The sequence below is a fragment of the Micromonospora solifontis genome, assembly GCF_003725545.1.
In the GTDB taxonomy this organism is placed as follows: Bacteria; Actinomycetota; Actinomycetes; order Mycobacteriales; family Micromonosporaceae; genus Micromonospora; species Micromonospora solifontis.
In genome coordinates, this window is the sequence record NZ_RJLN01000044.1 from 1 (window position 1) to 12,092 (window position 12,092).

At 69.4% G+C, this 12,092-nt stretch carries 10 protein-coding genes; 6 read left to right on the forward strand and 4 right to left on the reverse strand.

Annotation, left to right across the window (positions count from 1 at the left end; genetic code table 11):
- The 5 genes from EFE23_RS16465 to EFE23_RS16485 all read left to right on the forward strand — a co-directional run.
- Positions 1-194 (forward strand): ATP-binding protein (locus tag EFE23_RS16465; RefSeq protein ID WP_369410326.1); only part of this gene is annotated, 194 nt, incomplete at its 5' end.
- 64 nt (positions 195-258) lie between these two features.
- On the forward strand, positions 259-447 hold the full coding sequence (locus EFE23_RS16470) for a DNA repair protein (protein ID WP_123241845.1): 189 nt from the start codon (positions 259-261) through the stop codon (positions 445-447).
- Between the two features lie 63 nt (positions 448-510).
- Positions 511-765, forward strand: coding sequence for a type II toxin-antitoxin system VapB family antitoxin (locus tag EFE23_RS16475; RefSeq protein ID WP_123241818.1), 255 nt, complete (start codon positions 511-513; stop codon positions 763-765).
- Positions 765-1,184, forward strand: coding sequence for a PIN domain nuclease (locus tag EFE23_RS16480; RefSeq protein ID WP_199737108.1), 420 nt, complete (start codon positions 765-767; stop codon positions 1,182-1,184). Before EFE23_RS16475 ends, EFE23_RS16480 begins: the two co-directional genes overlap by 1 nt.
- Before the next feature lie 120 nt (positions 1,185-1,304).
- Positions 1,305-1,823: a hypothetical protein gene (locus EFE23_RS16485; protein WP_123241820.1), complete on the forward strand. Its 519-nt coding sequence runs from the start codon at positions 1,305-1,307 to the stop codon at positions 1,821-1,823.
- Between the two features lie 54 nt (positions 1,824-1,877).
- Here the strand turns inward: EFE23_RS16485 and EFE23_RS16490 are convergent, their stop codons facing one another.
- Together EFE23_RS16490 and EFE23_RS16495 are read right to left on the reverse strand one after the other, a co-directional pair.
- A complete protein-coding gene (locus EFE23_RS16490) occupies positions 1,878-2,609 on the reverse strand; it encodes a Clp protease N-terminal domain-containing protein (RefSeq protein WP_123241821.1) in 732 nt (243 codons plus the stop codon).
- Positions 2,610-2,717: 108 nt separating this feature from the next.
- Positions 2,718-2,987: a hypothetical protein gene (locus EFE23_RS16495; protein ID WP_233601023.1), complete on the reverse strand. Its 270-nt coding sequence runs from the start codon at positions 2,985-2,987 to the stop codon at positions 2,718-2,720.
- 1,901 nt (positions 2,988-4,888) lie between these two features.
- Here EFE23_RS16495 and EFE23_RS16505 point away from each other — a divergent pair.
- On the forward strand, positions 4,889-5,263 hold the full coding sequence (locus EFE23_RS16505; RefSeq protein WP_148058461.1) for an Imm10 family immunity protein: 375 nt from the start codon (positions 4,889-4,891) through the stop codon (positions 5,261-5,263).
- Between the two features lie 34 nt (positions 5,264-5,297).
- Here EFE23_RS16505 and EFE23_RS16510 read toward each other — a convergent pair whose 3' ends face one another.
- Positions 5,298-5,603, reverse strand: a complete 306-nt coding sequence (locus EFE23_RS16510) for a hypothetical protein (protein ID WP_123241823.1) — start codon at positions 5,601-5,603, stop codon at positions 5,298-5,300.
- 183 nt (positions 5,604-5,786) lie between these two features.
- The gene (locus EFE23_RS16515) at positions 5,787-12,077 is read right to left on the reverse strand and encodes an RHS repeat-associated core domain-containing protein (protein WP_233601019.1); all 6,291 of its coding nucleotides are present in this window, start codon (positions 12,075-12,077) and stop codon (positions 5,787-5,789) included.
- Positions 12,078-12,092 lie beyond the last annotated feature (15 nt).

The following is a 12,092-nucleotide window of genomic DNA, read 5'->3' on the forward strand; positions in this document are numbered from 1 at the left end:
GGCTGTTCGACGTGGCGTTCCGGGGCGAGCCGGCGCGGACGCCGCGACCGGGCAACGGCGGCGTCGAGGGATCGGGCGGGTTGGGGCTGGCGATCGTGCGCGGGCTGATTGAGGCGCACGGTGGGCGGGTAGACGTACAGAACATCGCCGATGGCTGCCGGTTCGTGGTCCGGCTGCCGGCGGCGGGAACCTGAGGCATCGATCCCGCGTCATATCTATTTCCATACATGTACAAGTTTCTCTGGGACGGTAATGGTCATGCCGAATCAGCCGAATGACCGGTACCAGCAGGACACCGAGCGCAGCTGGCAGGCCGTCGAGGGGGCCGGACGGTTCCCCGCGCAGCCCCGGTACCGGGAGGCCCGCACCGACACCCCGCTCTCCTGGGCCGAGCTGAACGCGCTGCCGGCCGGCGCCGCCGCCCGGCGCGGCCTCAACACCCGCTGACGCACCAACTCCACCCGTTTCTTGGTGCGTTTCAGCATCCGGACGTGATGTATCGTCGGAGGAATGACGCGCATCACCGTGGACGTCAACGACGAGTGGCTCGAGGCCGCCCGCGAAGCGCTGGGCACCGACACCAAGGTGGCCACGATCAACGCCGCGCTCCACGCCTTCGCCGTGCGCCGTCAGGCCAGAGAGATCGTGGCGGCTTTCGACCAGGTGGAGATGGACTTCGGCCAGTCCGGCGAGGCCTGGCGCTACGGCGGCGGGCGGGACCTGAGCCGGCTGGTCGAGGACGCCCGCGACGCCGAGGCGGCGTGATGGCCGGCCAGGTCTACCTGGCCGACACGTCGGTGTACGTGCTCCAGGGCAGGCACGAGCCGGTCCGGCGGCGGTTCGAGACGCTGCTGGCCGAAGGCCGGCTGGCCGCCTGTCAGATGACCTCGCTCGAATACCTGAACAACGCGCCGCACCCGAAGGGTTACGAACTCCTGTGGCAGGCGTTGCACGGGCATCGGTGGATGAACGTGACGACGGCCGCGATGGATCGGGCCCTGGCCGTCCACCGCACGCTGGCGTCCGACAGTCAGCACCGGCACTTCCGCCTACCTGATCTCATCATCGCGGCCACGGCGGAGCAGCACGGCGCGACGGTGCTGCACTACGACGCGGACTACGACCGGATCGCCGCGGTCACCGGCCAGCCGGTGGAGTGGGTCGTGCCGAAAGGCAGCCTCTGACCCTGCCCGGCTCGGACGAAGGCGACGACACACCCGGGCCGCTCCACGCCGGGCTTCGCACACCTGTCGGGTAGCGTCTTCTGGTCCGGGAAGCCGCCAACGACAGGAGAAGCTCCGCGCATGGGCAAGAAGACGATCCACGTCTCCGACTTCAGCGGCCAGGTGCTGCGCCCCGACGACGAGGTGGTCAAGGTCGTCGTGCTGGAGCACCCCGACCTGGTCGCCGGGCCCGTGCAGCTGGACGCCACCCCGGTCGAGGTGGAGAACATCGACGACGCGGCGCTGGACGTGGCCGTGGTGGAGATCCATGACAAGCACGGCGGCGGCGAACCGCGCCGCGTGGTGCTCACCGCGAGCGAGTTCGACGCGATGGCCACCGACGTGCCGATGGCGCAACTGCTGCGCACCGCCGAGCGGGTGAAGCCGCCGAAGGCGCGGCGCGCCGCCGAGAAGGTCGACTACGGCACCATCGAGCACGCCGGCAAGCCGCACCGGGGCAAGGTCACCGACGAGGAGGCCCGGCTGGTCCGCGAGCACCTCGACGAGGTCAACAAGCGGCTCGCCGACGCGGGCCTCCGCCAGGTCGACCCGGCCGACCCGGAGCACGCCGCCCGGTACGGCTTCCCCACCGTCGGCTGACCCGCCCGTCCGGCCTCGGGCACGCGCCTCGCGGCGCGTGCCCGGCCGGTCGGTTCAGGCCAGCTTCCGGGCGATCTCGGCGAGCGCGGCGGCGGTGGCGCTCTCCGTCGCCTCCTTGTCCAGCCCGAGCCCGGTGAGCACGCCGTCGCCCCCCTCCTCCTCGAGCAGGGCGAGCAGGATGTGCTCGGTGCCGATGTAGTTGTGGCCCAGGCGCAGCGCCTCCCGGAAGGTCAGCTCCAGCACCTTCTTGCCCCGCGCGTCGTACGGAATCAGGTCCGGAACCTGCTCGGCCCGCGCCGGCAGGGTCGCGGCGACCGCCTCCCGGAACCGTTCCAGCGACACGCCCCGGGCCTCGATCAGCCTGGGGGCGAGCGCGTCCGGATCGACCAGCAGCCCCAGCGCCAGATGCCCGGGGCCGATCTCGGCGTTGCCGGCCGCCCGCGCCTCCTCCTGCGAGGTCACCACCACGTTGCGGGCCCGGGGCGTGAACCGGCCGAAGCCGGCGTTCGGGTCCAGCGCGGCGGCCGTCTCCGCCTTCGCGGCGGAGCGCTTCTGGGCCGCCTGCTTGCTCACGCCCATGCTGCGGCCGATCTCCGTCCAGGAGGCGCCGGAGCGGCGCGCCTGGTCCACGAAGTGGCCGATCAGGTGGTCCGCCACGTCGCCGAGGTGGTCGGCGACCAGTACGGCATCGGCGAGCTGGTCGAGCGCGTCGGTGTGCGCCTTCTTGATGCCGTCGATCAGGTCGTCGAGGCGTACGGGGTGGGTCATCTTCACGGGATCCGTCATGCGTCAACCATAGGTTGACGACACGTAGTCGTCAACCTATGGTTGACGCATGACGGATCGGCGAGGCTGCCGCCCCGACCGCAGCGGGCCGGGGCGGCAGCCTCGCGGTCACTCCCGCCGGTGGCCTCTCCTGAGCAGGGCCAGCGAGATCAGGATGGTCACGATCCCGAGACCCTCCAGCAGCACCGGCGCTTGCAGCAGCAGATCCTCAGTCGCGTACCCGTCCGGAGTGGCAGCCCGGGCCGGGTCCGCTCGGTCGACCCGCACCGCGAGCACGTCCCCGGTCCGGAACTCGCCGTCGTCAAGTTCGCTGGAGAACCGCTCCCGGTGCCGCACCCCGTCGAACTCGACAGGACCGCGTTGTCGGTCTCCCAGCACAGGTCGCCGGTCTTCGTGGTGTTGTTGGCCGAGCCGCCCATGTCCTCGGCGCAGACCTGGTAGCGCCGCTCGATGTAGCCGCCCGGCGAGGCCTCGAAACCCTCACCAACCCAGGAGGGCTGGTTGTTGGAGGCGGCGTGCCGACCGTCGACCGTCTGCGACGAGTAGTTCAGGGCGAACTGGGGCGCCGGCCCACCGGGTGCCGGTGGAACCCGCAACGGGTAGGACCAGATGAACGCACCCGAGTTGCCCCCCGCCGACCAGGTGGAGGACGGCTGGAGCGACGTCGCCGCGTACGTCCCGGCCGGCCCGGACGGGGCGGCCGAGACCGCGACGAGGCTGCCGGCGGCGGTCGCGGACACGGTCCACTCCGCCAGGTTGTTGCGGGACGGCAGGGGCGTCCCGGTGCACTCCCTGGCCGTCGGGTGGTCAACGCGCACTCGGGCAGAGAGACCAGCCGCAGCCGGCTCGCCCAGTCCGCCCCGTAGGCTCCGGCGAACGACCGGTAGTCGACCGTGACGCCGGCCTGGCCGGCCGCCGTCACTCCGTCCGCCCGGCCGATCCGCAACAGGACACTGCGTACCCCCGCGTGCGCGGTCGTCGTGCGGTCGAGGACCTCCACCCGCACCCGTTGGGCCGTGGCGCCCCGGCGGTCCGCCCGCGCGGGCTGGCCGACCCTCACCGGGAGGGCACCGACGCGCCGCAGGTTGCCGCTGGCGGCCAGGTCGACGGTAGCCGCACCGCGGTTGGCCGGTCGGGAGCCGGCGCCGAGGCGGCCGGCACGGCGCGCTGTGGGTTTGCCGCCGGCTTCGCCCGGACCGTCTCCACTGGCACCTGCTTGACCGGGACGGGACGCGGCGGGGAGAAGCCCTCGGCCTCGGGCCGGGCGGACGCGGGCACCTGCGCCGTGGCGCGCCGAGGGCTACCGCCGTCACGGCGGCGACGAGCAGCCGCAGGGTGCGTCGCCGTGGAGATCCACGTAGGAGAACGGGAACGGAGGGTGTCACTGGTTACCTCCAAGGTCTTGAGGGGGCAGTGCGGTCAGGGCGACCGGTCCGGATGAGCCGATCGCAAGGAAGGGCGGGCCTGCTCCTCGCACCGGCAGCCGTCATCGGAATGGGACTGCCGGGTGACGCCGGAGAGAGGACCATGGCTCAGCGGATGACTGGAGCAGCCTCCCGGGCATCTCCCCAGGGCACTTGTGCGAAGGGTCAGGAGATGAGCACGCGGATCGGCAGCCTGGCGCCGGCGCGAAAACTGGTTCGCCGGCTTGTGGGCACGCCTGCGGCACCCGTCCCCGGTGGCCTCGACGTCGCCGCTGATGGCGCCGCCGCCGATGGAATCCCGGCAGCAGAGGCTGCCGACCACAAATGGCCGAGCAATGGAAAGACCTGCGTTCGTGCAGGCAAGGGCTTAGCAACCACCAGCGACCCCCGTGATATCACCGACGTGGTGCGCCAGACATTAGAGATGGAGATGCATCCATGTGAAGGGGGGATCACAGGCTGCAACCACAAAAGGGACAACGAGGAGGACGCATGGGCGGCGGAGGTCACCATGGGTCGATCCACACGGAGCCTGCGGTCGGGTCGCACTCGCCGACTTCCGTGCGGCGGTCCGGCCGGCCGTCGGGTGGGCCTTGGCCCGGCTCACCGGCGCCGGTTCGGGCGCGGGCGGACAGCGCCCCACCGCCGGCCGCTGACGACGGGCCGAAGAGCAGGCTTGCCACCAGTCCGGCCACCCTGGCCCCCGACCACGAGCCAGCGGCAGGGGCAGCTCTCCGACTGGAGCCTTCAGCGAAACGGGTTCGATGCTAGATTCACCGGTCACCCGACCCTGTCCAGAGGAGTGAGGGCGTGCAGCTGGTTCCGAGCGGGTCCGTGCCATCCACCTTGCGCGACGTGGGCGACGACGACAGCGAGGGCTATGTGCTCGGAGTTCGCGAGAGCACCGAACCCGGGTCGTGGTCCCTGCTGTTCATGGAGTGCGGCGACGACCTGGACGATCAGGAGATCGACCTGGGGTGGGACACGTACTGCCTGGTCGTCGACCCTGGTCAGGCGACGTACTACGGGGGCGTGCTCGCATGCCGGGTGACCGATAGGCACCTGTATCTGAGGTTGACCTCGGACGCCGCCGAGACACTGGGTCTGCCCACCGAGCTCACCTTTGCCCTGGAACTGCCGAGCGACCGGATTTCCCTGCTCAAGCGGGGCCTGACCCGGGTGTTCACCTCAGGTCGCGCCAATGCCCAACCGGGCACCCTGGCGGTATAGCTCGCATGCCTCGGCGGCGTGGCGGAACTGGCCGCTACAGGAGGTAGGCGGCGGCCCGGAGGAAGGCCGCGAGGGTCGCGGGATCGGCGACGACCCGCACCTCGTGGATGAGCGCTTCCTCACCCGGCCCGTCCAACCGCAATTTGAACGAGTCGGTCCGCTCGCCGATGAAGGAGGACAGGACCGCGCCGATCCGGTCAGAATCCGCAACGCCGTCCACCCTGACCCCCACCCCGGCGTCCACCGTGATGGTCTGGATACCGGAAGCGGATAACCGCTTCTCCAGATCGGAGTTGATCCCCGGATCGCCCCCGACGAACTCGATCGCCACCTCGGCCACTTCTGCACCATCCTCCGACAGGTCCACCAGGAACCGGGCTCGCGTCCCACCCTTAATGGCAGCTGCGGCCGCAGTCGGGCGACAGCGTAGTACAGCAGCCTCCGGACGGACGCCTTGAAGACGGCCGGTGGGTGCCCACCCCCGTGTGGGCACCCACGTCGGCCAGGCGTCAGCCTGCCCCGGTCACTTCGGTTTCGTGATCTTGGCGATCAGCCTCCGGTAGTTCCAACCGGACGCCTCGGGGGTCGCCACCCACACCCGACCCTGCCAACGGTAGACGATGGTGACATTCCGATTCTCCGCCGTCTGGCGCATCGCCCCTCGGCAGTGGGAGCACGGCGAGTACTGCCCTTCAATGACGATGAAGCCACCTTCCGAGATGTAGGGCGACACCACCGCTCGTCGCTCGGTGTGGGTGGCCAGGGAGTTCAACGGGAAGGGCAGGGCCGCCTCGGCTGGGGTGGCATTTCCACTTCTGAGCGTACGCGTGAAGATCAGCTTCCCGTTGGCGTCGTAGTAGGACACGACGGCGGTGTGGGGCGGCCGCTTACTGGTCTTGCCGAACGCCCCGTAGCCGATCCCGGCCGCTGCCTGGATCAGCATGGTCTGGCTCAGGTCCTGGTACTCGCACCAGTCCGGGTGGTCGGCGCAGATCTCACCCCGGACCCAGTTCTCCACGATCTCGGATCCACCGACTCCTGGAGCACAACCATCGACGCCGGCGCCGAAGACGAGCCGGTCTCCCCAGCCATGGCCGCCGTCGCACCACTTCTTCACCTCATCGTTGATCGCGGCCTGGAGTTCCGCCTCCGTGGGCGCGACGACGATGGAGCCGCCGAGGATGATTCCGGCGTTCGGGGTGCTGGGCCCACAGCCCTTCCAGGCCGTCGGGTCCTTCGAGCAGAGGGCGGTGGGCGGAGGCTTGTACCCACCGCCGCCGCTCCCCTTGCCACCAACCTTCTCCTTGCTGCCGTCCGGCATGGTGATGATCTCGCCGCCGTCGCTGGTCGGACGGGAGTTCATTGAACAGTCGTCATTGCCGCACTCGATCAGGCCGGATGGATCGGCGTAGGCGACCGGGTTGCCGTGCGCGTAGGTGTACCCGTGCATCTGCTGCGGATCCGTCAGGTCCATGATCGGGTCCGAGCTGATGAAGCGGCCGGTGCTCTGGTCGTACTCTCGTGCGCCCAAGTGGGTCAGACCGGTGTTGTCATCGGTGCCGCCGACGAATCCCTGCGTGTTGGGCCACGCCGGAGCCACTCCGCGAACCGCGCCGAAGGGGTTGCGCCGCCGGACGGAGAATGACTGGTTCGCCTGGTCGACGGAGATGTAGGCGGTGCCCTGGTGATCTCCCGCCAGCCAGGTCAAACCCGCTGCCGTGCGCGACGCGACCACACTGCCGTTGTGCTGGTAGTAGCGGGTGGTGGCCGTCGACTGGCTGCTGTTGCGGTAGCGGATTTCCTGGCCGGGCAGGTAGAGCGTCTTGCCCTGAGGATCGCGACGGATGAGTCGGTTGCCGTCCGCGTCGTAGACGTAGCTGGTCTGGCCCGTTGAATCCGTCGATGTCGCGAGATATGCCTCCTCGTCCCAGGTCAGGGTCTGGGTGCCGGCTCCGCTCGTCGGCCGGGTGAGCGTGTTGCCCATCTCGTCGTAGGTGTAGCTCCCGACGCGGGCACCGGTGGTCGACGACAGCGTGTGCGGCTTGGGACTGCCCGGGGTGGGATAGACGTAGTTCGTGACAGCGTCACTGGTCGCCCCGTGCACCGTCTCCTTCGTCCGGTTGCCGGCCTTGTCGTACTGCCAGGAGTGCCAGTAAGGCGCCGGGCCGCCGAGCCCGCCGGCGGTTCGGGTCGCCGTGCAGTCGCCGGCACCCGGAGTCCACGCCTCGGTCAGCCGACCCAGATGGTCGTAGGTGAAGCACTGGGTGTCGTCCACCGGGTCCGGAGCGACATCCTGAATCTTTGTGATGTTGCCGGCCTGGTTGTAGCTGTAGCGGACGTCCCCGAGGACGTACGGCGCCACCGAGTCGCGGTCGGTGCGGATGCCGAGCAGCCGCCCCGTCTCCAACTCCCTGGTGTAGGACTGGAACACCCGCCCGCCGGAGCCGGTGTACAGCTCCATCTGCTCGATCTGACCCAGGGCGTTGTAGTCCGTGTCGGCGACATACGACAGCGGGATGTTGCCGTACAGCGAGTTGACGGTCTTGAGCCCGCCGAAGGCGTCGTACCCGTAGGTCAGCGTCTCCGCCGGCAGGTCGCCGTTGGTCGACGGCAAGCCGTTCGACGCTACGCTGCCGTCGACGTTGTAGGTGGTCTCGAAGTTGTAGGTCCCCGCCAGTCCGACCTCACTCGCCGGAATGATCACCTGGGCCCCGGTCGGCGCGTAGTTCTCCGTGTACCCGATGACCTTCACCTGGTACGGCGCCGACCCCACCATGCGCGTCGTCTGGGTGAGCTGACCCTTGACCAGGGTGTCGTAGACCCACTGGGCACGCAGCGTTCCACCGACCTGGTTGTCGTAGATGGCGCGTTTGCGGTTGAGCGAGTCGTACAGGTACGCCAGCTTCTTGTTGCGCACGTCGGTGGACGTCGTCACCCGGTCGTTGTTGTCGTAGGTGAAGGTGGTCTTGCCCCGGTCCGGGTCCTGACTCTCGACCTTCCGACCCAGGCCGTCGTAGACGTAGGTCCACTGGTTGTTCGACGAGTCGGTGACCTTCGTGAGGTTGCCGCGCCGGTCGATCGTGAACCGGGTGGCGTCGTAGCTGCCGGCGGTGAAGGGGGTTGGGGTGCTTCCGTGATACTGGCGCAGCTCGACCGTTTGGTCACGGGCATCGGTGAGGGTCGAACTGGCCGCCGGGCTCCCCTCCGGTGCCGTCACGTCGACGCGGTCTCCGCCGTAGTAGGTGGAGGTCCGCCACCGCTCGGCGTCGTAGGGCTGGAAGATGGTTGCCGTCACCCGACCGGCGCCGTCGTAGACGGTACGGCTCTGGTTCGGGACGAGAGCTCGGTCGATGGCCGTGCTCAGAGTGCCGCCCGCAGTCCCCGTCGCGTGGTAGGTGCCGTAGCTGACCGCCTTGCGTCCCGCGGTGTCGTAGAAGGCGTCGGTGAGCAGCCGGCCGCCCGATGGGGAAGGAACCTGCGACTGCCGTTCCCGCAACAGCCCGTCGAAGAGGGCGAAGGACTCCTGGTAGTTGCCGGCGGCGTTCAACCGGGCCGATGACACCACCGACGGCGCGTCGGCGCGCAACAGGTAGGTGTACTTGAGGTTGGGTGTCTCGGTGGCCTTGTCCCGGTCGGGGAGCCAGACCGCCGTGAGCCGTCCCAGCGGGTCGTACGCCAGATCCGTGCGCTTGTTGTTGGCGTCCACGGTGGATGCCGTGGCGCCCCAGGCGGGTTCCAGGTTGGTCACTGCCACGTGCTGCATCGGGTTGGTGACCGTCACGGCGGTGACCGGCCCACCGGTGGCGGGGGTGTAGGCCGTCTTGGTCTCGTAGTTCATCCCGTCCCAATGGGACGTGACCCGGCCCTGCGCGTCGTACGCCGCCCGGTTCTGGGTGACGAAGGTCGGTGCCCCGGCGTTCCAGGACGCCATCTTTTCCACCCGGGTCGGCATGCCCCGGCTCGGGGCGGTGCCGAACGCCTGCGAATCGTAGGAGGTGCGGGTCTCCGTGATGACGTCGTCGTCGCTCAACGTCGTCCCGGTGTCGGCGCACTTGACCGCGAACACCTTGGCGGAGTGGACGCGGTCCAGGATCCAGGAGCCGATGTTGCGCGGGTTGTACTCACTCTTGGTGCACTTCTCGTCGCCGGCAACGGCTTCCTCACCCAGATCGTCAACCTGGATCGCCATGCCGTACGAGTCGAAGGTGTTGACCGTCTTGGTGACTCGCTCGCCCCGGCCCGCGTCGAGGGTCGTGTAGGAGCGGGTGGTCCCGATCCGGTTGAATCGCGCGGTGACGGTGTCGCCGTTGATGGTGCGGGTTGCCGTGGCCGGAGATGGCCAGGGGTCATTGGTCTGCCGGGAGACGACCGGGCCGCCGGGGCCGTTGAGCGTCTTCTCCTCGCGGACCGTGCCGGCGTACCAGTCCTCGTCGTTGATGCTGTCGATGGTCACGTTGCGGGTGCCGCCCGTCGGCGATGCCTTGTCGCCGTGCATGCCCCGGAAATACCGGGTCTCGCTGTAGGTCTGCTCGCCCGGGTCACCCACGGTCACGCTGACCCGGCCGTATCCGCGGTAGCTCGACCAGGTTTTGTACTTCGCCTCGATGAGCCCGTCGTCGTCGGCGTAGTGCCACGCCGCGCCGCCGTAGTAGTCGTACTTGTAGACAACGCGCGGGCTGCCCTGGGGCGGCACCCCGCCCGTGTTGTCGTTCTCGTAGATCGTCTTGACGACGTACTTCTGGAACCAGTCGGTGACCGGATTCGAGTAGCCCTCCGGCTCCCAGATGACCGGATAGCAGAGCCGCGTGTTGGTGTGGGGGGTCGGCATCGTCTCGCCGGCCTTGCAGTCCGGATCGGAGTAGTTGACGCTGATCGTGCCGCCGGTCTCGTTACGGATCTTGGTGATCCGCATCCAGTTCATGGCGGCGGCGAAGTCGATCGTGTCGACCCGGTTGGCCAGCTGGACCGGCGTGAACTCGACGTCCGGCATGGTCGCGCTGCCGCCCACCAGGCCGACGTGGGAAATCTTGTCGAGCCAGAGCCCGGCTCGCGTGCCGTCACCTGGATCCGGGAACGAGTGGGTGAAGGTCCACCGTTCGACGTCCCGGTAGCCGGTGCCGGAACGGACCTGCGTCGTCACGGAGGCCAGCCGCTTCGTGGTCCAGTAGGTGGGGCTGAAGTCGCCCGGGCAGGAGGAGCCGGTGCATGCGGAGTCCCACGGGGTGTCCGGCCAGTGCGCCTCGTCGTGGGTGTCACAACTGCTCAGGCAACGGTCGGCCTCGGTCAACTCCACCCGGAACGGAGCGGCGCTGCTGAACACCGAATCGGCACCGCTGACCTGCCGGGTGCCGTAGTCGATCCGGTCGAGCCAGCCGCCCCGCACGTAACTGGCGGCGTCGTCCGGGTCGAGGTTGCGCCCGTACCTGTTGGTCTCCTTCGCGTACCAGTACGACGCGGTGTTCCCGTGCAGGTCCACGACGTAGTCCAGATTCCATCGCCAGGCCTGGACACAGTCCGAGCCGGCGAACGACGCCGCATGACACGGCTCGCCCGGGTCGTTGCCGAAGACCGGGACCGTCCAGGTCGAGTTGGTCTCGGCCTTGCCGGACACCCAGCCGGGCAGGTGGTTGAGCCCGAACCAGTACTGGATGCCGTCGGTGGTGGTGACGACCCAGTACTCGCCGTTGTCATCCCCGTTGCCGGCGCCGGTCCGGCGCTCGATCCGGGCGCCCTCGTCATTGCGCAGGTGCCAGCGGCCCTCGGTCGCGTTGTAGAGCAGTTCGCCGGAGGTGCCGTTCAGGGAGAGGGTGGCGTTGTCGGTCTCCCAACACTCATCGCCCGTCTTGGTGTCGTTGTTCGCCGAGCCGTCCATGTCGCGGGAGCAGGGCTTGTAACGCCGCTCCACGAACCCGCCAGGCCATGCGTCGAAGCCCTCACCCATCCACGAGGGCTGGTTGTTGGAGGCGGCGTGGCGGCCGTCGACCGACTGGGAGGAGTAGCTCAGCTGAAATTCCGGCGCCGGGCCGCCGGTGGCGGGGGGCACCCGCATCGGATAGGACCAGTTGAAGGCGCCAGAGCTGCCCCCGGCCGACCAGGTGGAGGACGGTTGGAGCGAGGTGGCCGAGTAGTCGCCGGCCGGGCCGGAGGGGGCCGCCTCGACGGCGAGCAGGGTCGGCGCGGCGACGAGCGGCACGCTCGCGGTCACCGACTTCCCGCGGAGATCGTTACGCGATGACAGCGGCGTGCGGACGCACTCTTTCCTGCCGGGCGTGGTCAGCGCGCACTGCGGCAGCGAGACCAGCCGGAGTCGGCTGGACCAGTCCGCGCCGTACGCGGTGGCGAACGAGCCGTAGTCGACGGAGACGGCGACCCTGCCGGTACGGGCGGCCAGGCCCGTGCGGCCCACTTTCAGCAGCACACCGTCAACGCCGGCGCGCGCGGTTGCCGCCCGGTCGAGCACCTCGACCTGGATCTGGTCAGGCGACCGAACGGCTCCGGCGGACGAACGGGAGATCCGTACCGGCAGCGCGCCGGCCCGGACCGCACCCGACGCCAGACGGGCGGTTGCCAGATCGACCACCGCCCTACCCGGCGCGGGCCATACCGGTGCGGGCTTGGCGGACGCCTGCGGCGGCAGCTTCGGGCCACTGGTGGTGGCCGGCTTGACCGCCTTTACCGGAATGCTGGGCACCGGCTTCGCGGCGGGACGCTGGAAGCCGGCGGGTGCCGCCTGCGACGGGGCGGGTTGCAGTAGGCCGGCCACCAGTACGGCGACCAGGGCCGCCGCCGTCCCGCGGCGATAGGGGTTTCGCACACCGAGCATTCTCTC

Excerpts from the sequence above, each read along its gene's own strand:
- EFE23_RS16470 (WP_123241845.1), top strand. The coding sequence starts at position 259 with ATGCCGAATCAGCCGAATGACCGGTACCAGCAGGACACCGAGCGCAGC.
- EFE23_RS16475 (WP_123241818.1), top strand. The coding sequence starts at position 511 with ATGACGCGCATCACCGTGGACGTCAACGACGAGTGGCTCGAGGCCGCC.
- EFE23_RS16480 (WP_199737108.1), top strand. The coding sequence starts at position 765 with ATGGCCGGCCAGGTCTACCTGGCCGACACGTCGGTGTACGTGCTCCAG.
- EFE23_RS16485 (WP_123241820.1), top strand. The coding sequence starts at position 1,305 with ATGGGCAAGAAGACGATCCACGTCTCCGACTTCAGCGGCCAGGTGCTG.
- EFE23_RS16490 (WP_123241821.1), bottom strand. The coding sequence starts at position 2,609 with ATGACGGATCCCGTGAAGATGACCCACCCCGTACGCCTCGACGACCTG.